This window comes from Micromonospora sp. D93, assembly GCF_018070365.1.
GTDB lineage: Bacteria > Actinomycetota > Actinomycetes > Mycobacteriales > Micromonosporaceae > Micromonospora > Micromonospora ureilytica.
Genome location: NZ_JAGPXW010000015.1, coordinates 80,876 through 101,958, shown reverse-complemented (window position 1 = coordinate 101,958; position 21,083 = coordinate 80,876). Strand labels below are relative to the sequence as shown.

20 protein-coding genes are annotated in these 21,083 nt (G+C 68.0%); 9 read left to right on the top strand and 11 right to left on the bottom strand.

The features are described from left to right. Positions 1–66: 66 nt before the first annotated feature. From KBX71_RS18600 to KBX71_RS18580, 5 genes are all read right to left on the bottom strand, one after another. The gene (locus tag KBX71_RS18600) at positions 67–450 is read right to left on the bottom strand and encodes a hypothetical protein (RefSeq protein WP_210819269.1); all 384 of its coding nucleotides are present in this window, start codon (positions 448–450) and stop codon (positions 67–69) included. A 302-nt stretch (positions 451–752) separates the two neighbouring features. Then, the gene (locus KBX71_RS18595; RefSeq protein WP_210819268.1) at positions 753–1,370 is read right to left on the bottom strand and encodes a hypothetical protein; all 618 of its coding nucleotides are present in this window, start codon (positions 1,368–1,370) and stop codon (positions 753–755) included. 236 nt (positions 1,371–1,606) lie between these two features. Further along, complete coding sequence (locus KBX71_RS34295) at positions 1,607–1,816, bottom strand: RNA polymerase sigma factor (RefSeq protein ID WP_210819314.1); 210 nt, start codon at positions 1,814–1,816, stop codon at positions 1,607–1,609. A 224-nt stretch (positions 1,817–2,040) separates the two neighbouring features. After that, positions 2,041–2,376: a hypothetical protein gene (locus KBX71_RS18585; protein WP_210819267.1), complete on the bottom strand. Its 336-nt coding sequence runs from the start codon at positions 2,374–2,376 to the stop codon at positions 2,041–2,043. A gap of 462 nt (positions 2,377–2,838) precedes the next feature. Next, positions 2,839–3,615, bottom strand: coding sequence for a hypothetical protein (locus KBX71_RS18580; RefSeq protein WP_210819266.1), 777 nt, complete (start codon positions 3,613–3,615; stop codon positions 2,839–2,841). 394 nt (positions 3,616–4,009) lie between these two features. Here KBX71_RS18580 and KBX71_RS18575 point away from each other — a divergent pair, with 394 nt between their 5' ends. The 9 genes from KBX71_RS18575 (at position 4,010) to KBX71_RS18535 (ending at position 12,118) form a co-directional block, all read left to right on the top strand. Continuing rightward, on the top strand, positions 4,010–4,468 hold the full coding sequence (locus KBX71_RS18575) for a hypothetical protein (protein WP_247683696.1): 459 nt from the start codon (positions 4,010–4,012) through the stop codon (positions 4,466–4,468). Then, entirely contained in the window at positions 4,461–5,303 is an 843-nt protein-coding gene (locus tag KBX71_RS18570; RefSeq protein WP_210819265.1) for a TRM11 family methyltransferase, read from the top strand. Before KBX71_RS18575 ends, KBX71_RS18570 begins: the two co-directional genes overlap by 8 nt. 722 nt (positions 5,304–6,025) lie before the next feature. Beyond that, the gene (locus tag KBX71_RS18565; protein ID WP_210819264.1) at positions 6,026–7,135 is read left to right on the top strand and encodes a hypothetical protein; all 1,110 of its coding nucleotides are present in this window, start codon (positions 6,026–6,028) and stop codon (positions 7,133–7,135) included. A gap of 167 nt (positions 7,136–7,302) precedes the next feature. Next, entirely contained in the window at positions 7,303–8,337 is a 1,035-nt protein-coding gene (locus KBX71_RS18560) for a DUF4192 domain-containing protein (RefSeq protein WP_210819263.1), read from the top strand. 5 nt (positions 8,338–8,342) lie between these two features. Then, positions 8,343–8,795, top strand: coding sequence for a hypothetical protein (locus KBX71_RS18555; protein WP_210819262.1), 453 nt, complete (start codon positions 8,343–8,345; stop codon positions 8,793–8,795). 252 nt (positions 8,796–9,047) lie between these two features. After that, on the top strand, positions 9,048–9,326 hold the full coding sequence (locus KBX71_RS18550) for a hypothetical protein (protein WP_210819261.1): 279 nt from the start codon (positions 9,048–9,050) through the stop codon (positions 9,324–9,326). Positions 9,327–9,590: 264 nt separating this feature from the next. Next, positions 9,591–10,286, top strand: a complete 696-nt coding sequence (locus tag KBX71_RS18545; protein WP_210819260.1) for a GGDEF domain-containing protein — start codon at positions 9,591–9,593, stop codon at positions 10,284–10,286. Continuing rightward, the gene (locus tag KBX71_RS18540; RefSeq protein ID WP_210819259.1) at positions 10,283–11,578 is read left to right on the top strand and encodes a hypothetical protein; all 1,296 of its coding nucleotides are present in this window, start codon (positions 10,283–10,285) and stop codon (positions 11,576–11,578) included. The genes KBX71_RS18545 and KBX71_RS18540 overlap by 4 nt, the downstream gene beginning before the upstream one ends. Positions 11,579–11,680: 102 nt before the next feature. Further along, positions 11,681–12,118: a hypothetical protein gene (locus KBX71_RS18535; RefSeq protein WP_210819258.1), complete on the top strand. Its 438-nt coding sequence runs from the start codon at positions 11,681–11,683 to the stop codon at positions 12,116–12,118. 450 nt (positions 12,119–12,568) lie between these two features. Here the strand turns inward: KBX71_RS18535 and KBX71_RS18530 are convergent, their stop codons facing one another. The 6 genes from KBX71_RS18530 to fxlM all read right to left on the bottom strand — a co-directional run bounded on the left by KBX71_RS18530 (position 12,569) and on the right by fxlM (position 21,076). Then, complete coding sequence (locus KBX71_RS18530) at positions 12,569–13,054, bottom strand: GNAT family N-acetyltransferase (RefSeq protein WP_307847160.1); 486 nt, start codon at positions 13,052–13,054, stop codon at positions 12,569–12,571. A gap of 12 nt (positions 13,055–13,066) precedes the next feature. Next, positions 13,067–14,161: an FxsB family cyclophane-forming radical SAM/SPASM peptide maturase gene (locus KBX71_RS18525; protein ID WP_247683695.1), complete on the bottom strand. Its 1,095-nt coding sequence runs from the start codon at positions 14,159–14,161 to the stop codon at positions 13,067–13,069. A gap of 19 nt (positions 14,162–14,180) precedes the next feature. Further along, a complete protein-coding gene (locus tag KBX71_RS18520; protein ID WP_210819256.1) occupies positions 14,181–14,336 on the bottom strand; it encodes a hypothetical protein in 156 nt (51 codons plus the stop codon). A 33-nt stretch (positions 14,337–14,369) separates the two neighbouring features. Next, positions 14,370–17,054, bottom strand: coding sequence for a cyclophane-containing RiPP biosynthesis TPR protein HaaT (gene haaT, locus KBX71_RS18515; protein WP_210819255.1), 2,685 nt, complete (start codon positions 17,052–17,054; stop codon positions 14,370–14,372). Between the two features lie 72 nt (positions 17,055–17,126). After that, positions 17,127–18,998 carry a hypothetical protein gene (locus tag KBX71_RS34605; protein ID WP_307847159.1) on the bottom strand — a complete coding sequence of 624 codons (1,872 nt, stop codon included), beginning with the start codon at positions 18,996–18,998 and terminating at the stop codon, positions 17,127–17,129. Further along, positions 18,995–21,076, bottom strand: a complete 2,082-nt coding sequence (gene fxlM / locus KBX71_RS18505; protein ID WP_210819254.1) for a methyltransferase, FxLD system — start codon at positions 21,074–21,076, stop codon at positions 18,995–18,997. Before fxlM ends, KBX71_RS34605 begins: the two co-directional genes overlap by 4 nt. Between the last annotated feature and the right edge of the window lie 7 nt (positions 21,077–21,083).

The following is a 21,083-nucleotide window of genomic DNA, read 5'->3' as shown; positions in this document are numbered from 1 at the left end:
GCTCACCCCCGCGCACCTGGTGGAGCAGGGTGGGCGCGGCCGGTGGTGACGGCCGCGCGGCGGCCGCTACGAGGCCGGCGCCATCGCCGCCGTTGGCGAGATGGACGGCGCAGAGCTTGACGGCTCTGAACCGGACGGCGCCGGGGTGGCGTCGGCCGGCCGGTTCATGCACCCGTTGACGTACGACACCTTTCGGGCGGCCTGGAACTGCTTGTCGCGCTGCTCGTCGTAGGTGCCTTCGGCGTCCGTGTTAGTGCTGACGAACATCTCGGCGCACGACGCGTCGGTCACCTCGACACCCCGACGCTCCATCGAGGCACGCGCCTCCTTGCCCTGCTTGTAGACCTTGTCCAGTGCCTCAATCCGGACGTCGGCGGTGCTCTTCTTGTCGCAGCCGGTCATGGCGAGTCCGACGCAAACCAGCGCGGCCACAGCGGTGAGTCTCTTCATGAGTCCGCACCGTAGTGGACAGCTGCGATGGCCGGAAACGGCGAAGCGCCGCCGACGTGGTGCCGGCAGGGCTTCGGGATCGGGGCCTAGACGAGTTGGCCGCGAGGATCGCCGCCGAGGGACTTCCCCCCCCGGCCCCACAAGGTGCACCCGTCGCGGATCCTCCCCGCCGGCACGATCCGCGTCATGCGCGGTCACCTTATCCACCAAGCGCTCACCGGGAAGCCAGCCCGCCTCAGCTGATCTGGTACAGAAAGGCCCGCAGGGGTTGCCCCAGGGTCCTTCCTCCGTTTGCCAGGAAGTCAGAGCCGGCGCGGCGGTAACGGGAGGAGATAGCCCTCCCTGTCTCGCAGCCACCGCCTCCCTGATGCGTCGCGGAACTCCAAACTGACCACAAGCCCGGCTTCCCCCGCAGTCCCCAGTCCCGTCTCTGCGAGGAGGTCCGGCACCGCGACGGTCAGCACGTCTTGGTGAGGGGGCACAACCAGGATCCACTCGCGGATCCCCCTCTGGAGAAGCGGGTGAAGGTACTTGAGGGTGTCCGCGTATCGGGGGGAGAAGATGACCAGCACGTCGTAGATCGGCTGGTTGGACGCGTTGAGGACGTGCGCTGCCCACACCTTGACCTCCCTGGTCCCGGACTTCCCCCAGTTCGTGTGCTCCTTCTTCGTCGCCTCCGCGAACCACACCGAGATGAGCTGGGCCTGGCTGCGCCGTTGGTCCTCCGCGCGTTCCCGCCGCTCATCCTCTGCCCGCTGATCCCGGCCGGACTCGATCTTGTAGATCCGGAACCCGACCAGCGACGCCACCAGGGCGAGCACGACCGTGGCTACGTTCGCGACCGCGCCAATCCACGTCGCCACGTCTCCGAACTCGGCCTGGGCCAGCATGACGGCGAGCCAGGCGTAGGTAGGCACCACGGGCTGAGGGTACGGAGCGCGTGCCACACCACAGCTGCCCCACCAGCACGAGTGCCCCCTGGGGACGGGTGGGTGCAAGCCAGCAGACCGGAGGACCTGCCCCCGGCCTGCTGGTGGTGCTGTGTGTCCCTATGCGCGGTGATGCTGTACCGGGGGGTGTCGTACGGCCACGTCTTGCGTCGTGCCAACGGATCGTCGCCGCCCGCCCGCCATCTGGTGAGGGCCTCCCTGTCGGACTACTTCGGGTGCCGGGTGTGGCCACCTCGGTGCTGCGGCCACAACAGCCCGCGGAGCTTCTGGCGCCCCTTGTAGAGGCTGCTGCGCACCGCCTCGAGGGTCATGCGCAGATGCTCGGCGATCTCGGTCGGCTCGTAACCCTCGAACGACCAGGCCAGTACCTGCCGCTGCCGCTGCGGCAGCTTCTGGACCGCCTCGGGTGGTCGCAGGGTTCATGACCGGAAAGGAGGTTGCCTCGTGGTCGACCAATGCAACGGGTAGCAGGAGCCGGAGTTCTGCATCGGGCTACCGGGTTGTGCGCCGCGTTGATGGCCCGCCGGGACTTCATCCGTGAGTCGATGGAGTACCCGACGATCAGGTTCGACCACATGTCTTTGATCGCGCACAGGTAGAGCTTGCCCCCGCCGGCGCGGTGCTCGGTGATGTCGGCCAGCTACAACCGGTTCGGGCCGTCGGCGGTGAAGTCTCGTTTCACGAGGTCGTCATGAAACGGTTGGCCGCCCCTGCCGCGCTTCTTGCGCTTGCCGAAGGCGCTCCACCAGCCGTTGTCCGAGCGGATCTTCCACGCGGTGCGATCTGCCAACGCCTGTCCGGCGGCGCGGGCCTCGTCGACCAGGAATCGGTAGCCGAAGTCCGGGTCATTGCGGTGGGTATCGGTCAGGGCGTTCGCGCGGTAAGCGGCGACGAGTTCGGCGTCGCCGACGGGCCGGGGGAGCCACCGGTAGTAGGGCTGACGAGCGATCTTCAATACCCGGCAGGTCACCGCCACGGGGATACCGTCGGTGGCCAGCTCGCGAACGAGCGGGTAGAGCCTTTCCCGGCAGATTCGCCTGCGACAGATACGCCGCGGCCCGACGCAGGATCTCGTTCTCCTGCTCCAGCAACCGGATCCTCTTGCGGGCCTCGCGCAGCTCGGCCGACTGGCTGTCGCTGGCACCCGGCTTGACTCCAGCGTCAACGTCAGCCTGCGCAGCCATTTGAACAACGTCATCGGGTGGACTCCGAAGTCCTTAGCGATCTGCTCGAGACCGTCACGCCCGGATCACGGTCACGTGCCACCCGTACGACATCATCGCGGCACTCACGAGGGTAGGGCTTGGGCACAGCGACATCCTTTTAGCCCGCCACCTGGGCATGCCATCTCAGATGTCACCTATCGGTGCGGCAGACCCCTTATCTGTCACGAGGTACCTATCTATGTATTCGGCCTGTTGCCGAACGGGTGGTGTGGTCACGCCGCCATGGCGGCTTCGCAGCGGACGGAGTAGGGGATCGGGCCGGACAGGTCGCCCCGCGTGACGGCGGCGGCCACGACGTGTTCGGCGCGGCGGCGGCGCATCCGCAGGACTGGCGCGGTCACGCCCTTTTCGGCAGCAAGGTGCTCGATCAGCGCGTCGCCGAACCGGGTGGCGCTGATCAGCTCAGCGGCTTCGGCCGTGATCAGGCCGGCGGCGGCTGCCCGGCCGAGCAGGAGGTCCGGATGCCCGTAAGGCATCCTTGGCGAGCGCGATCCGGTGGACCGGTCCAGCGGCAGCTCCTCGCTGTCGTCGGTCTTGACGACCCCGGCCCCGGCGCGCCAGGCCGCCCAGCAGAGCCGCAGCCACAGTCGGGGCGGGGCGAGATCCGCACTGCGCAGGGATTGCAGAAATCCGGCCAGGACTTCGGAGTCGACGTCGTCGGCGTGCCGGGCATAACCGCGGCTGATCTTCGCCGCGAGGTGCGTCAATGCGGGCAACGCCACGCCGATCGCGCCGACGACCCAGGCCGGCCCCCACTCGCGGGCGTGGTGGGCCAGCTGCCGCCACAACTCGTCGGTGGTGTCACTGTCGTAGCGCCCGAACATGAGCAGCTGGCGCAGCTCGTCCAGCGGCATCGTGGTGTCTGGCAGGCCCGGCACCGGCCGGGCGTCGAACACCAGCGGGGCGGGTTCGCAGGTCAGCAGTTCGAAGGCCTTCTCGGCGGTGGTCAGAGCCGTGTTGGCCGTCCTCGTGCGGGTGGTCGTTGCCATGGTGATGTCCCCCTTGGCGGGTTCGCTTCGCCCGGTGCGAAGGCTCCGAGACCTTCGATTAGGACAGCGCGGCCTGACACGACGAGCGTTTGTCAGACCCGGATAGGTCGTGACCGGTCGTGTCAGGTTCGCCCTGTGCTCACCACCGCTGGCGCGCTGACGTGGGTGTCAGACCGGCCCGGATGACCGGTGCTGTCAGGCCAGGGGTGGGTTCGATCGGCCTGTCAGCGGCGCACTGGGGATCGTCAGTACGCCCGCCGGTCCGGGGGCCACCGTGCCCATGACCGACAGAAACCATCACCGTGCGCCGGTACCCGTGGGGGACGTGGTGCCCGGCGACCCGCCCGTGCCGATCACTGTCTGGCCGGTCCCCGCCCCGCACGAGGGGGAGACCATGTCCAACGCGATGGGCGTGCGGTTGGTCCACAACCTCACCCACCCGTCCGACCTCATCGTCGACTTGGTCGACGGACCGCAGTTGGCGCGCGCGATCATCGCGGCACACCGCCGCAGTCACCTGCAGGCGGCCCGTCCGGTCGGCTGGGGCCGCGAGTCGGCGACGCTGATCGTCACTGGCTGGCCGCTTGCCGACGCCTCTCCGGTCGACTTTTTCCTCCGCTGCCGCGCTCATCTCGTGCTAGGTGGCTGCGTGGCGGTGTTGCTGGCGCACGGCGACGTCTCCTTGCCGGTCGATGTCGTCATCGCCGCGAAGCGGGCCGGGCTGGCGTACCTGCAGCACATCGTGGCGGCCGATCGGCCGCCCCGGCGTGGTCAGCATGCGCAGTTGGCGATTCACACCGACGTGCTGATCCTGACCCGCAGCGCGATAGGGGGCGGGGGCGCCGATGGCTGAGAGCATGCCGATCACCTCGGTGTGGCTGACGTGCCAGATACCCGCCCGTGATCAGCGGCGAGGCCGCTATGTCCGGGAAACCTCCAGCCATCCAGCCAAGATGTTGCCTCACCTGGCCGCGCACGCGATCAGCGCGTACACCGTGCCGGGGGATGTGGTGTTCGATCCGATGTGCGGGTGCGGCACCACGTTGGTGGAAGCCATGCACCTCGGCCGGCAGGGCATCGGGATCGACATCGAGCCCCGCTACGCCGCACTCGCCGAGGCCAACGTCGCCCTCGCCGCGTCGCACGGCGCCGCCGGCGCAGCAACGGTGATCGCCGGGGACGCCACCGATTTGCTCGACTTGGTGCCCGCGTCGGCGGTCGGGAGAGTGAGTCTCGTGCTTACCTCGCCGCCGTACGGGCGCGGGACGCATGGCCTCGTGCAGACGTCGAGGACCGGGGTACGCAAGCGGGATCACCTGTATGGGGACCGAGGGCGTGGCAATCTCGCCTATGCGGGGTGGTCCCGCCTGCTGGACGGGTTCGCCTCCATTCTGTCGGCCAGCTACCGGCTGCTGCGTCCCGGCGGAATCGTGGTGATTACCTCCCGGCCGGTACGTCGCCAACGCGATGACCTGATTGACCTGCCCGGCGAGTTGCTCGCCGCCGCACGGTCGGCCGGGCTGGTCCCGGTGCAGCGGACGGCGGCGATGCTCGCCGCCGTCCGCGACGGGCAGGTCGTGCACCGGGCCAGCATGTTCGGGATGATGGCGGTCCGCCGCAGCCGTGACGACGGCATCCCCGTGCACTTGGTGGCGCACGAGGACGTGTTGGTCCTCCGCCGCCCTTGAGAGCCATGCCATCCCTAGGAGTTTCGGACCTGGCAAGGCCAGCGCCGGAGAGTGCTTGACCAAGCCGCTGACGAGATCAGCTTGTCGGGCCCCAGTCCCGTCGAGTCCTGCTGCTGTCAGCAGACCAGACACGAGGTCGGGGTCGCGGGGCTGTCAGGTTCTGCCAGGAGGCCGATCCTGACAGCCCCGTCGAGGGCGCTCCCGGACTGGCTAGGTTGAGAGCTCTCCTTACTTTTCACGTGCCTCTGATCTGATGCCTCGCGCGACGGCATCGCGCCCACCAGCAATGGTCGGCCGCCGCCGCCAGGCTCGGATCTGGCACGCACCGACCCCACGCCCTCGCCCATGCGCGACCAGGGCGCGGCTCATCTATCCCTTCAGGCGGCCACCAACCGGTGGCCGCTTTCTTGCTGTCCGACGGAGGACAACATGCCTCGTCCCACCCCGCACCTGACAGACGGTGAGGTCCAAGCCGACCTCCGTCACCCCACCTCGCCCGATCTCCTCCGCGGAACCCTCGCGGCCGTCGGCGAACACACCGACGTTCATCCGGCTCACGACATGCCCACCGTTCAGGTGGCTGCACGCGCCGGGTTGGTCACGGGCATGCCCTTGGCTCATACCGGCAGTCGGGCGGTGCAGCGATGACTGGCGGAAGCCCGGCGGACCGGGCCCGTGCTCTGCATGCCGACACGACGGCTGCCATCGAGCAGCGGGCCGCTTTGGCCGTCGAGGCCCGTTGCGCCCTCATCGCCGCGTTGCGCAGCAGGCTGATCTGTCGGCCCGGATGCGAGGACGCCCTCGCGACCTGGGGCCTGGACCCGCTGCCGCAACGGTGGACGATCTCCGCAGGGGCGCAGCTGTCGTATACGCGGTCGCACATCAACTATGACGAGGCCCGCGAGCAAGCGCGCTGGGGTGTACCGGACGAACTGCGCCTGTTGCAGCCGGCGGTGGCGGTCTACCCGCAACACGTCATCGACGTGGCACCCGCCCCCGATGGCGACGACGCGCCGGGGCCGCAGCGGTACGCGATCACTGTGCAGGTCATGCTTCAAACCTGGGCCACGGCGGTCCGGGAGGCGGACGCGCGCGAGATCGCTCGCACCACGACGGACACCCATCTGCGGGCGCTGGCAGAGGCCGGTATCACCCTGACCACGCCGATCTGGCAGCGCACCGACAACCCTGACGAGGCCACGCCGGACCCCATCGGCACCCATGCGCAGCCCGCGGCCGGCGCGGTACAGCTAACAGACGCCGATGAGCTCGCCGCTGCGACGGCGGCGCGTGATGCTGCCGTACAGGCCCTCGCGGGACTGCGACGCAGCATCAGGGCCCGCGCGATCCGCGCCCTGGTCGACGACGAGTTCGGCGGCGTACATCAGCATGCGGCACAGCGGGTCAACCAGTTCCTCGTCGACCTCGGGCTCGACCCCCTGCCTCAAGCACACCAAGTCACGGCGATCGCCGACCTCACGCTGCCCGTCGGCGACGGCACCGCCGAGGACGCCTGCGACGCCGCACGAGACAGGATGCGTGCCGTCACCACGATCAACCCGGACGTGGCACGGCCATGGACCTCGTACGGCTGGACCATCCCCGACAACGCAACCGTCGATCAGGACGGCTGGCGGATGCCGTGGCGACACGAGTACGAGATGTGGCTCCGTGGACACGCCTCCCGTGCCGACGCCACCACCGCAGCCGAAGCCCTCGTCCGCGCGGACTTGGCCCGGGCACTGCCCGAAGTCAACGACGACCTGGTCACGGTGACCGCCACCGTCGAGAGCCACGGCATCGATTTCCAGCTTAACCCCGACAGCGACTGAGTCGTCTGCCGCCGAATCTTTGCGTCCCTGAGCAGGTGCCAACTGACCCTGCCTCCCACAGGCCGCCCTCGGTTGGCACCTGCCCGTGGATCGGCGCTATGCGCGACGACTGCGCCGTCCCGCCGGCTTTCACTCCTCTACCGACCCCACTATGACGGGAGATCAATGTGTCGTCCTCCGAGAACAAACTGACAGTCCGATCCTCAGCCGACCTGGCGGCCGCGGTGCCGTACCTCATCGGCTTCCATCCCGGTGACGGCAGTATCGTGGTGATCGCCTGCCGAGACCGGCGGATCGTGTTCGCCGCCCGCAGCGACCTGCCGGCCCTCGGATCCCCCGCACATCACCTGCGCGAGCTCACCGCTCACCTCGTCCCGGTCGTGCAGCGGCAGCAGCCGATCACCGACCTCGTGATCGTCGGCTACGGCGCCCAGGGACACATCGACCCGGCACTGCATGTCGTCGGCGAAGCGTTCACCGCCACCGGCCTGACCGTGCGGGAACTGCTACGGGTCACCGACAGCCGCATCTTCAGCCTCACCTGCGACGACCCCGGCTGCTGCCCACCACAGGGAACCGCCGTCGACTCCACCACCTCGCTCCTCGCCGTGCACGCGACTGTCGCCGGGCTCGTTGCGAGGCCGGACCGGGCGGCTGTGGCCAGCCGTTTCACCGCCGTCGACAGCAGCGGCGACGGCATCAGACACGCCACGACCGAGGCGACCGCCCGCATGACGGCCTTGGAGACCGCAGGCAGCACCGCGGTGTTCGAGGCCGGCGTGCATGCGGTCCGCGGCGCGCTGCGACAGCACGACGACGGCGCACGTCTCACCGACGACGAGGTGGCCTGGCTGACCGTGCTGCTGACACACCGGCCCGTGCGGGACCTCGCCGTTGACCTCACTCAACCGCACGACCAGCACGTCACCTTCTGGGCAGAGATCACCCGCCGCGCCGGCGAGCCGCTCGTGCCGGCGCCCGCGACCGTACTCGCGCTCACCGCATGGCGCTGCGGTGACGGCGTCCTGGCCCTCATGGCCGCCGAGCGTGCCCTGCAGGTCGACCCCGACTACCAGCTCGCCGACCTGGTCCTGCAGACCCTGCACGCCGGACTGCCGCCCTCTGCCTTCGAGCAGGCGAACACCGGCACCCTCCCCAGCCCCTTCAGCCCGAACCCCAACATTCCCTCAGAACAGGAGTAACCACGGTGGATCCCATTCGCAGCATCCTGCTGTCCCTCGCCCGTATCGCAGAAGAAGCCCGACTGCTCTGGCACGCCGAACGCGCCGCCCTGCGCGCCCGCGGAGAAGCGCCCATCCGCACCGGGGCATTCGCCTACGACGTCCAGGCCACCCTCTGCCTAATCACCGCGATCACCGCCGCCGACCTTCCGGTGAACTTCCGCCTCTACGACACCACCCTGTCCCGAGACCCGCTCACGGCAGCCGCGCAACTTCGCCAGGTCACCTCCGCCTACGACCACAGCGGCCCGATTGAGGCCGCACACGAGGCAGCGCGCCTGGCCTACAAGGCGGGATTCGCCGAACCGCTCAACGCCCGTGAGCAGCACTACGTCGACCTCCTCGTCGACCTGCCCGCCGCACGACGCGACAAGATCATCGAAGAGGCGGAGGAACGCGCCCGCCATTTGCCGGCATGAGCATCGGCGCACCTGCCGGCGGCACCCCCACTGCCCTCCGAGCAGGGGCGCAGCAACACACGGTGCCTCCTCCTTGGCTGTCGAAAACCAGACCAGCCGGCGCCCGACAGCGTCGGACACGACGGGGAGTGAGCCACGACGACGCAACGCGCGCCGCCCGGCACATCCACCCAGGCCAGCCGCCCGCCGCTGCACGACCTCCTGAGGCGCACGGCGCGCCGGGCATGGGCAGCAACCCCAGGAAAGGAATTCATGAGCCTGTACACCCTCACACCCAAACCCGGGTTCGAGCGGTACACCATCCAGGTCGGCTGGAACCCGCACCGCACGTACTTCGCGACCGTCGTCGACTTCACCTGGGACCCGGTCACCGAACCCCACCGCCAGCCCGACACCATCCACTTCGGCCGGATCGAGACGCTTCTCGACCCGGCCGAGGTGCTTGTAGCCGTCGCGCCCTACGCCGAGATACCGGCTGACCTACCCGCCAGACTTCGCGCCGACCAGGCCGCCCATCCGGTGCGCCGCTGACACCAATTCCCGGTTGCCGGACGTCGCATCGCGCGCCAACGGCGGCAACCAACTCGCAGGCACGCCATCACGAGCACTGCTGATTGAACCGCCGCGATGACGCCTCCTCGGGGAGGTCGTCGTCATCACCGATGCCGTGAGCCCGAGCGGCACGAACCCGCAAATCCGGCCCGTCCCAGAGGCGGGCCGTCGTCGTATCAGGACCCGGGACGCGCCGCCTACGAAACGATCGCGTCCCGGGTTCTCCTGCAAAGGAGGAACCCAGTGTCCCTACCACTGATCATGATCGCCACCGCGGTGGTGGCGCTCGCCCTGGGCAGGCTCACTGCCTGGCCGACGATTCACCGCCTCCGCACCCAACTCGCCAACGCCACCTGGTCGCTGCTCCACGACCCGCTCACCGGCATGCTCAACCGCGCTGGCCTGCAGGCCGCACACGCGACCCTCGCCAAGACCGCCCCCGCGCAGCCCCTCATCGTCGCCCTGATCGACCTCGACGACTTCAAACGCGTCAACGACACCCACGGCCACGGCCGAGGAGACGACCTCCTCATCGAGATCGGCGACCGCATCACCGACATCGCCGCTCTTCACGGAGGCACCGCAGCACGGCTCGCCGGCGACGAATACGCCGCGCTCCTTCCGGCCCGCACCGACGACCTGGACCGCATCGCCGACACCATCGCCACGATCATCGCCCAGCCCGTCGCGCTTCCCGCAGATGGCAGCTCTGCCGCGGTCACCATCACCGCCAGCATGGGCCTGGCACTCGTCGACACCAGCGACCCCTTCACCGAAGTGGCCCTGCATCGTGCGGACATCGCCATGTACCACGCCAAGCGGAACGGCCGGAGCCGCCACGCTATCTACCAGCCGGGCATGACCATGCCGCCCGCACAGCACCGTCGCGGACCCCGCCTGCGCGACCGGCACCAGCCGACCGACGGGGCCACGGCATGACCGCCCCACACGACGAGATGGCCTGCCAGACCTGCCTCTCCCCGCTGAACACCCTCGGCATGCCGCCCACCTACGTACACCCGACCCACCTCGCCACCGACGGACACCAGCCAGCGCCCGTCCCGCTCAACCGGCTCGACACCGTCCGCCGCAGCTGCGACTTCTGCGGCGACCCGTACCCCATCTGGACACTGCGCGGCGGCGAGGTGACCGCCATTGCCATCGGCCCCACCGCAGGGCTGGTCCAAGACTTCGGCGACTCCTGGGCAGCATGCGCGGCCTGCCACACCCACATCGACGAGGGCCGCAACGACAAGGTCATAGACCGCGCGGTACGGGCACTCGGCCTCGCCAACCACCCACAGGCACGACAACGAATCGAGGAACTGCACCGGGCGTTCCTCAACGCCCGACTCCCCGGCCGAACGCTCATCACAACGACCGCCTGGCCGGCAACCACCATCACCGCCGCAGAACTGCCCAAGGTCCGTGACCGGCTCACCCGCTTCTACCGAAGCACCGACAACCTGCCCGCCATGCTCAGAATCACCGACACACGTCAGCAGATAGCTGCCGGTCTTGAGCGATCACACCTGTACTGGATCGACAACGACTTCACCGACCTGGCCGAGCACGCCGCAGCGCAACTGCCCGACGTACACGTCAGCCGCGACCTCATACCCTCGGCCGACGGAATGCTCATCTGGCCCCAGCCAGTCACGCACCGGCAGCTCACCGCCGCCTCCTGGACCGACACCATCCACGGCCGGACATTAGTCCTCTACCGCACCATCGGCGCCGGACTGCACGGCAAACCGCTGCAACGGCTACGAGAACAGGTCGGCTGGCTCGCACCGACGAGCGCAACCCACCTCCCCGAACAACACGTGATACCCGGTGACCATCCGGCGGCAGCACTGGTCGCGACGTGGCTGCTGATCGCCCAGCAAACCGCCGAAGTGACCACGGCACGAGTCGACAAATCCGTCGCCAAGACCTACGCCCGCACAAACCGACCCGTACCCGAACTGCGCATCGTGCACATCCGCGGCCACCGCACCACCCCAGGCCAGGACGGGGAATCGATACCAGGCAGCCAAGAGCGCTCTCCGGCCAGCCGGTTCTGGGTCTCCGGCCACTGGCGAAACCAAGCCCACGGCCCCGGCCGAGCCCTGCGCCGCCCCGTCTACATCCACCCCTTCCTCAGAGGCCCCGACGATGCGCCGATCAAGCTGAGCACCACCGTACGCATGCTCAGCAGCCACCAACCCAAGCCCCAAGACTGTCAGTAGATGGCGATGTCGGCGGTGGCACGGTTCCGTCCGTGCCACCGCCGACATCGACGCCTGCTCGTTCAGGAATGTGCCCCAGTCACTAATAGGAGAGGATGAGCCATGCTCGAGGCCTTCGTAGCAGAACCACCGTGCGCGGTGTGCGGGCGACCGGCAGCACACATCGAACTCGTCGCACCCGGTACCCGGCCCGCGGACTGGCCGCGCTGGTCACCGGCGCAGCGCGACGCCTACAACGCCGCCCGACAGCGCGACGGAGGCCAGCAGTGGTGGCTGCTGTTCTCTGGAATCGAGGCGGGCAACGGATCTGGTCGGCCGGTGGACATGGCGCATGCGGATCGGATCGCCGTCGCCTTCACCCAGCCGTACCGGTACGCCGCCGTTACCGGCGCAGGCTTCTACGACGATGCCGGATTCTGCGGTCAATGCGACGCCCCGTTCTGCTATCACCACTGGAACGTCTCCAGCACTGGCTACGGAACCTGCCCTCAAGGCCACGGCAAGAGCCTCGATCCACACTGGTGGCCTGACGATCTTTAGAGCCCTAGAGTCCGTCGGCTGACCTGGCCCACGATGACGATCCGTGGGGACAGCGCTCTACGACGTCGGCGACCGCACTGGTGCCAAGCTCCTCGTAGCGGCCGAACAGCCTGTCTGCGTGTGCTCGCCCTGGCACCCCGTCTGTCGACGCCGCGTGAAAACTGGTTCTGGCACACATCTTGTGAGTTGTGCTCTCTGAGGTTCGGGGTGCGGGGTGGAGATCATCTTGGCGTTGCTTTCGCGAGAGCATCCTCGCCCCGTTCCACCCCTACCTGCGGTAACGCCTCACCAACGGCGTCCAACGCGACGCCTGCGGATGACGGGGCGCGCGGAGCCGACGGCAGATGTGATAGCCCGACTACATCCCGAGTGTCCACGCGCGCCAGACTGGCGGAGTTGGTTTTGACCGCCGAGCAGTACTGCCGGAATTGCGGAGGATCCCGCGTCCATTCAGCCGAGTGGCCCCGGGATGTCGGACCCGACGCGGTAGTTCACCTTCCCCTCAAATTCCTCGAATCCGAGTCGTCGGTAGAAGGCGCGTGCGCCGTCGTTGTCTCGGTCGGTCATCCACTCCACTCGACTGCACCCCGGCGCGGCGGCCGCAATTGCCTGTATCTCCTGCATGAGTCGCGTTCCGGTGCCCAACCGCCGTCCGTCCGGCCGCACGTACAGCTCCTTGATGAACAGTGAGTGCGTCGATCCGGCAGCCGGCCATAAGAAGGAGTACGCCGCCAAACCGAGCACGTCATCGCCGCTAAGTGCGAGCACGCAGTACGCCAGGGGTGGCGTCCCGAACAGCGAGGCTTCGACCTGTGCCAGTCGTTCATCGAACGGCTGGATCGACGTGGAGCCGTAGTACCGCTCGATCTCTTCGATCATTCCGGCGACGGTCTTGGCGTCGCTGGGCTCGGCGCGGCGGACGACGAGGTGCTGCACTGTGCTTCTCCTTCAGGCCGGAAGCGAGGCTTGGACGTGCCGGATGAGGTGGGCGAGGTCCTGACAGTAGACGGACGGGTTGCGGTATCCGCGCTCAGCGCTCAGTCGATGCGGCAGATACCCGCCGCCGCAGACCGACACCAGTGGGCAGCCCTGGCACTCTTCTGCCAGTGCCGCCACGCCGACCTGCCGTCGCTGGATCGCTGGGTGGTTCGCCACCTCGTCGAAGGTGTGGTTGAAGACGTCGAGGCCGAGGCTTGCGGCGCCCGGGGAGGCGGCTTTGAGCGTGTCGACGTTCTCGATCGAGCCGTCGGATTCGACCACGACGATGTCGGCCGGTGCGAGTCCGAGCGATTCGACGGAGCCTTTCGCGCCGAGGCTGAGGGCCACGATGTCTTCGAGTATGCGCACCGAGTGCGTGTAGGAGTCGGCGTTGGTCCATGCGTCGTAGACGCGGCTCAGCCAGCGGCCGTACTCCGGCTCAGCGGGATTGGTGCGTGCCGGTGGGGCGTCGTGCGTGGCGTGCGGCAGGTTGAAATCAATGACCGCCGGCCCGAGTGACGCGAGATAGTCGTGAACGTCAGCTGGGTCGTTGTGGAGGTCGACCACGGCCAGGACACCGGCAAACAGGTGGGGCCGATTGCGGAGCAGTTCGATACCGCGGACCGCCGCATCCGACGTCGACCGACCGCGGTGGCTGACCCGGTGGCGGTCATTCGCCGTGGGCCGGCCGTCGATGCTCACGCCGACCCGGACGTCGAACCTATCGAAGAGGTCCAGCCAGTCGTCGTTGAGCAGCATGCCGTTGGTCTGCAACTCGAAGCGGACGGACGGGACTCTGTCGTTAAGTATCTGCAGGATGGCGCCGAGGTGGCGCGGCCCGGCGAGCAAGGGCTCGCCACCATGCAGCACGACGTCTACGTGGTCGAGGTCGTGGGCGGTGGCGTGCTCGGCGATTCGCTGCGCGACGGCGTGGGCCACCTCGACGCTCATCCGTACGGGCAGGTTCCGCCAGGACTGGTCTGGCCCGTTGAAGACATAGCAGTAGTCGCAGTTGATGTTGCAGCGGTTGACCACCTTGAGGATGAAGGTTCGCAGTGGTGGCATGCCCGCGCTCCGCGCGTGCTCAGGATTGCGCGGGAATCGACGCCGCGTGCGCGGCTCGAACAGCCTCGGGCTTGGCCTGCTCGGCCGCGATCCGGGCGTGGACCCTCTGGACCACCGTCGCCAGCACAGGCTGCACGTTCGACGTCGTCGACTGCTGCATGGTCGCCTCCTTCATGTCTGACGGTGACGATACCGGGACGCAGTGAAGTTACGTAGGTTGATTTCCGAGCCGTTCGTGGAGCATCTGGGCCGCGCTGTGGAGGTCGGCCGCTCGCTCAGGTCGCCCCAGAGCAAGTTCGCAGCGCGCGAGGCCGTCCAGCGCATGCGCCTCCTGCAGCGGCACGCCCAGTTCGCGGGCGAGGGACAGTGCGAGCTCGTATCGCTCATTCGCCCGGTCGAGTTCACCGGCGTCGAGGTGCAACGCGCCGATGTGGTTGTGCACTTCGAGTTGACCAGTACGGTCTCCGAGCTCGACGTACCACGCCGCAGCGCTGTCCAACCCGCTCCTGGCACCGACGAGATTGCCCGCGAGACGACGCAGGACGCCCAGCTCGGCCGTGGCGGCGGCCAGCCCACCCCGACTTTCCAATTCGGCGTAGAGGGTCAAGGCCCGCTCCTGGGCCTCAATCGCCGTTGCCTGGTCCCCTCGGAGCCGGTGCAGCACCCCGAGGTGCCGGATGGCGTTGGCCTCGCCGAATCGGTCACCGAGCTCGGCGTACTTGGCCAGTGCCTGTTCGTGCGATTCAGTCGCACCGTCGAGGTCTCCCTTCAGGCGACAGGCGACTCCCAGCTCGTTGAGCGCGTACGCCTGATGCACCGGATCACCGATCCTGGTGTAGATCGCCAGCGCCTCGCGGGCGTTGTGCTCGGCCTCGGCGTAGTCGCCCGTCAGGGATCGGACCAGTCCGAGGTCGCGGAGCGCGTTGGCCTCGCCGAAACGATCACCGATCAGCCGGTAGATCTCCAGCGCTTCCGTCGAAGCTTCGGCGGAAGGTCCCAGGTCACCGGTCATGCGCCGCACCATGCCCAGGTCGGCAAGTGCGTTGGCCTGGCCGAGCATGTCACCGGTCTCCCGGCAGATACTCAACGCTTCCGTCTGGGTGCGGGCCGCCTCGTCGTACATAGCGGTCAGGTAGTGCACAATGCCGAGCTGGTTGAGCACCGACGCCTGCCCATGCAGATCGCTGAGAGCCCGGTAGATCGCGAGCGACTCGTCCAGGGTCTCCACCGCTGCGCGGTAGCGGGCCATGAGGCGGGACACCATGCCGAGGTTCGCCAACGCGTTGGCCTCTGCCTTCCGGTCACCCGTGCGGCGTGCCGCCACGACCGCAGTGCGGTGCAGATCGGCGGCCTGGTCCCACGGACCCGCTTGGCGCAGGTACGGCGCCATCACGGCGGCGAGTCCCACGACCAGGGCGTGCTGCTCGCGACGCACGCACTCCTCGACGCAGGCGAGAACGTTCGCGCGCTCAGCGTCAAGCCACGCCGAGGCCGTGGCCAGCGAGTCGAATCGGGTCGTGGTGGTCGTGGATCCACGGTTGATATGGGTATTCGCCGCGCCAATGGTCTCCAGGTAGTGTCCCGCGAGATTCTCGATCGACATGGTCCCGTCCTGCCCGTCTTCTCCGAGGCTGCGTCCATAGTCCCTGACCAGGTCATGGAACCGGTACCGTCCGTGCTCGGTTTCATCCAGCAGGTGATCCCCGTACAGCGCCTCAAGCTCGGACCGCGCCACCTCCTGGGAGACCGAAGCCAGCGCAGCGGCGGCCTCTTCATCGACGTCGAGCCCTGGGAACCGGCTCAGTCGACGGAAGAACCGCTGACGTTCAGCTGGCAGATCCTGATACGACAGGTCGAATGCGGCTGCGACGGCGCGCTCGCCCGCCTGCATCTCCGACAGGCGGTGCTGCGTCGACAACAAGCGATCCTTGAGATCCTCGACGCTCCAGGACGGGTGGTGCCGTAGCCTCGCCGCAAGCAGGGCGACCGCCAACGGAAGGTAGCCGCAGGCAGCGACGAGCTCACCGACCGACTCCTTGCTGACCCGGCTACGACCAGCCAGACGCATGAACAATGCGGCGGCGTCCGTCGCAGACAAAGCGCTCATCTGCAGACTCGTCCCGTCTAGTGCGGCTAGCCGACGACGGCTGGTAACCAACACGAGGCTGCCGGCCGCGCCCGGCAGCAGCTGCTCCACCTGCGCGTACGTGGCGGCGTTGTCGAGGATGAGCAGCATCCGCCGATCAGCCACCCGAGTGCGCCACAGTGCGGCGCGGGCCTCGGTCATCGCCCACTGATCGTCGCTGTTCGGGATCTTCTGCGGGGCGACGCCGTCGGCGAGCAGCAGCGACGCGAGTGCCTCGGCCGGTCCGACCGGCTCGCGTCCAGGCGTGTGCCCGTTGAGGTTCAGGAAAAGCTGACCGTCCGGGAACTTCGGCGCCAGCAGATGGCCGACGTGGATGGCGAAGGCGGTCTTGCCGACGCCAGCCATGCCGTCGATGGTCCGGACCGGCATGATCAACTGATCCTTCGATGCGTCGTTCAGGATCTGCTCGATCTCGTCCCACCGGTTGGTGAAGCCGGCGACATCGCGCGGCAGGGTGCGCAAGACAGCAGCTGACCCCACCGAGGGCGTGGGCTCATCATCGGCCTGCCGTACGCCGACCTGGCCGGGGTCGGTAAGGCCCGGCAGCAAGGCGGCGAGGACCACGGCAACGACCGCAAGCAACAGGAACGACTGCCACGGGTGCCGTTGAACTAGGGACAACCAGCCGGGCCACTGCTGCTCATTGGAGGCGGCGTTTGTCACCAGGCCGGTCATTAGCGTCACGGCGGCAACGCCGGCAGCAACCAGTGCCGCAACGGTTACCCGGCGCAACTTCACGATCAGCACCGTAAGGCATATCGACAACAAGCACTATGGAGAATCCTTCATCGCGACGTACACCGTCGCCCGGCGCACGACTTATCGAGCCTGCCGCTGCGTCGCGGCGATCGGGTAACCGATGGCGGCGATGTCTTCCCGGAGGTCGGTGACGGCAAGCTGAGGGTTCAACGCCCGTATCACGGAGTCGGTCAGTGGCCGGTGGGCGACGACGTGCTCAACTGCGGACCGGTCCACCTCGATCTCGTAGTAGTCGCTGGCAAACTCGACGAACCTGTCAACGACGCCGTCGAGCAGGATGTCGAGCATGCCGGATCCGTCCGGCGCGGTCTCGTCGTAAGCCTCGTGCACCGTTGGGAACGTGATGCCTTCGCCGGCATGCCAGCGGTCGTCGCCGGCCAGCCGCCACAGCACCGCAGTGGCGATGAACTGTCCGCTCTCATCGCAGAAAGCGGGTTCCTCCACCTGCGGATGCATCACTTGGGGGATGCCGTCGAGCAGGCTTGGCCATAGCTCGTGGTCTGGATCGCGGTAGGGCGACATCGCGGACTCATGATCGAAGACCCGTATGAAAGCGCCTTCGGCGCTGAACACGACGGCCCACTCGTCGCCGCTGCCGTTGCTCATCAGCGCCGCCTCGTCCGCGCCCCATCTCGAGGTGTAGCCGTAGTAGGGCTCCCCGCCGTCGATAATGCGTTCCAGCACGGCCAACGCCTTGCAGCGCCGCCGCAACAGGTCGATGGTAGGCAGTCGGGCGGCGATCTCGTACGCGGTCACCTGGTGACCGTACTTGGGCAGGCAGCGACTCGATCTCCTACGTGACTCGGCGCTGGCGACGCACACGCGCCTGTATCGGCCGGGTGGCAGCCGTTGGATCACCGCTCTACTGATGGCCAGGGACCGCAGCAGGTGCTCGTGAGCGACGCGCGGTATGCGGCCGTAGCCCGTCCCACCTTCCTGCAGCATATTGCCAAGGTCAGCTTCGCGTTGGGTATCGATGACCGTACGCATGCCGCTGTGATCCAGTAGTTGCCGTGCGACGTGGGCGTCATCGAAGGCGAGTGCATGGTCGATCAGCTCTTCAGCGAGGCTTCGTACCTCCGGATGAGCTACTCCGCCGACCACATCAATGACTGAGAGCCCGAGTCGGGTGTGAAAGACGGCAAGGCTGTGCGTGGGCGTGAGCCGTCGATAGCTGTCGATCATCGCGTCGAGCAAGCTCTCTTCGCCGGCGGCCTTCGCGCACAGGTAGTCCAGGCATGCTGTGACGGCCTGCTCCCACGGCTCGCCACGGGCGGTCTCGGCGACGAGCGTACGGGCGTGCTTGATCTCGCCGGTGGTGGCGTGGGCGATGACCGCGACCTGGCGTCCGTCCATCATCCGTTGACCGATGCCGTTGTGCCGCTGGAGGTGGTCGTATGCCTCTTTCCACCGGCCAGCGCTGGTGAGCGCCCGAGCACCGTCGGCGAGGAGCACGCCCCACAGCCATTGCCGCACTTCACGATGATCGTCGTCGGTTCGGGTCAGCCTGCTCCCCGGCAGGGGTTGACCGTCGATCCGGGTGTCGATACGGGATGAGACAGCTTCGAAGAGGTCGCTGAGGAGCCGAAGAGCGGCGTCGCCGTTGCTGCCTCTGATGCGCAGCCGGGCGAGGTTCACCAGGGGCTCGAGGGCGTGCCGCGCGGCTTGCGCGCCTAAGGGGAGGGCGTTCAGGTACGCGTTTGCATGTTGGTGGCACCACTGCCGGGCCAGTTCGGGCTGGCCGCAGTCCGAGGCGATCAGCGCTGCTTGGTTGTAGACGGCAGACGCCGCCGCCAAGTCATTCTGTCGATCGGCGCGGTCGGCGAGGGCGCGCAGGTCGTCGACGCGGATCGTCAGAGCCTTGGCGGCGGGCCGCGGTCGGGCCACGAGGGGAAACCGTCGGAGGACGAGGTTGTTCGGGTCCATCGTCACTGCCAGGTGACGGTGATCGGGTGGTGCGGCCGGGTGAGGACGAAGCGTCCAGCCGACGGGTTCGGCTCGGCCGGGGCGTCGGGGATCTCGAAGCGCACGGTCCGGGCGCGGTATTCGGTGTCCCAGACGCGGATCTCGTTGGTGACGTGCTGGGCGAGGTCCTTGCCGGAAGGGCCGTGACCGATGACTCCGACCTCGTACAGCTTGCCGCCGTCTGTGGCCGGCGGGGCAGGTCGGATGGTGAGGTAGGCGAGGTTGGCGCCGCGGGTGGTGGCCATCGCTCCCCACGGGAACATTGGGGAGACGGTGCCGCGTTCGATGGCCTGGGGCTTGGCGTTCATCCGCATGATGGCGTTGTCGAGGCGGCAGGCCAACCACAGATCCAGCCACTCGTACGGCACCATCGGCGGGAAGAGCACGCCGGTCCATATCTCGTGCCGCTCGCTCTCGAAGACTCCGGCGAGTGCGGCTGCGTCGGCGCTCTGGTCCTTGTGCACCTGCAGGGTCACGTCCTGCTCGTCAGTGAGGGTGACGAGGCGTCGGGAGTCGTCGCCGATGCCGCGCAGGGGCATGAAGACGGCGAGTTCGCTGCCGTTGTCGCGCCATCCGCCGTCGTACCGTTCGAAGATGATCGAGCGGGATGCGGCGCCGCGGAGGCGGAGCGGTACGACCAGCCGGCCGTCCGGGGCGAGTTGCTCTAGCCAGGCGGCGGGCGTCTCCCAGGCGCCGACGGTGGCGATGATCCGGTCGTAGGGCGCGCCGTCGAGGTATCCGATCGCGCCGTCGCCGCGAACAACCTCGACGTTGGCGACGCCTGCGGCGGCGAGGTGTTTTCGAGCCCCGTCGACGAGGTCGTCGTCGACGTCGATGGTGACGACGCGTCCGGTGTCGCCGACGATGGCGGCCAGGAGAGCCGCGTTGTAGCCGGTACCGGCACCCGCTTCCATAATGCGGTGGCCTGGTTGTGCGTCGAGCTGCTCGAGCATCATGGCGACGATCCGGGGCTGTGAGGCAGCGCTGATCGAGGTGCCACGTCCGTCGGTCTTGGTGTAGACCGGCCCATCGGCGTACGCCTGTTCCAGCGGCACGCCGGGCAGGAACAGGTGCCGTGGCGCCTGCCGCATCGCGACCTCGACGCCCGGCGTTCGGATGATGTCTTCTGCCCGCAGTCGGTCGGCGAGTGCGGTCCGGAGGTCGACTGGTTCACGATGCGTGGCCATCTGCTCGACGCTAGCGGTCGGCGGAGTGGTTTCTGAGGCGGACACGGTGCTCCTCCTGATGGGGTCGAAGACGTTCCTCACCGCGAGAGCGGCGAGGGCGGACTGGTCGCGTACGGACAGGCCCATGCGGTTGGCGTGGAAGATGACCTGGTGGGCGATGACCGCGCGGAGGCCTCGTCGGAGGCGGCTGCGCCGCGCCAGATCGGCGAGAGCCTGCCCGGCTGTCTCGAACGCGTCGAGCCATGCGCCGTAGCCCGGAAGCGGGCCGCCCGAGGCGGGACGGCTCAGGCTGCGGATGTCTGTGGTCATGAGCCGGTTCATCGCCCGGCCCAGGGCAGCGGTCGCAGCGCCCTCGTCTGGCAGCGCGAGGGCGGGACGGAGCTCGGCGACCTTGGCCCAGACGTCACCTTGCTCGTACCAGTCCAGGCCGGCACTGCGCATCAGCACGCTGCACAGGAGGACAGAGAGTTCGCGTCTCCCGAGCGGGGCCGACTCGGCGAAGCCTGGTCCAAGGAGCAGCTGTCGGCAGTCTTGATGGAAGAGCCTGTGGGCGACGTGCATGCCGGCCGAGCCGCCGAAGGCCAGCCTCTCCGGCTCGTAGATGCCGTTGGTCCAGTTGACGATTCGTTCGTCAACGGCGAGCGTCTCCAGCAGGTCCTCGAAAAGGTGAGAGCTCGGATCGTCGGCGACGTACCGCCACCGCCACGAGGGGTACTTCCGGACGTACCACCATCCGTGCAGGACGCCTTGGTCCTGGGCAGCAGCCAGTGCTGGGGCGAGCACGGTGGCGGCAATCTGCTCGGCCGCGACTGGGTTAGAGAATTCGACGGTGTAGTGCCGCCATGCTGGTGTCGGCATCGGATTG

Coding starts and splice junctions, on each gene's coding strand:
- KBX71_RS18600 (WP_210819269.1), bottom strand. CDS start 450: ATGAAGAGACTCACCGCTGTGGCCGCGCTGGTTTGCGTCGGACTCGCC.
- KBX71_RS18580 (WP_210819266.1), bottom strand. CDS start 3,615: ATGGCAACGACCACCCGCACGAGGACGGCCAACACGGCTCTGACCACC.
- KBX71_RS18575 (WP_247683696.1), top strand. CDS start 4,010: ATGTCCAACGCGATGGGCGTGCGGTTGGTCCACAACCTCACCCACCCG.
- KBX71_RS18570 (WP_210819265.1), top strand. CDS start 4,461: ATGGCTGAGAGCATGCCGATCACCTCGGTGTGGCTGACGTGCCAGATA.
- KBX71_RS18550 (WP_210819261.1), top strand. CDS start 9,048: ATGAGCCTGTACACCCTCACACCCAAACCCGGGTTCGAGCGGTACACC.
- KBX71_RS18540 (WP_210819259.1), top strand. CDS start 10,283: ATGACCGCCCCACACGACGAGATGGCCTGCCAGACCTGCCTCTCCCCG.
- KBX71_RS18535 (WP_210819258.1), top strand. CDS start 11,681: ATGCTCGAGGCCTTCGTAGCAGAACCACCGTGCGCGGTGTGCGGGCGA.
- KBX71_RS18525 (WP_247683695.1), bottom strand. CDS start 14,161: ATGCCACCACTGCGAACCTTCATCCTCAAGGTGGTCAACCGCTGCAAC.
- KBX71_RS18520 (WP_210819256.1), bottom strand. CDS start 14,336: ATGAAGGAGGCGACCATGCAGCAGTCGACGACGTCGAACGTGCAGCCT.
- fxlM (WP_210819254.1), bottom strand. CDS start 21,076: ATGCCGACACCAGCATGGCGGCACTACACCGTCGAATTCTCTAACCCA.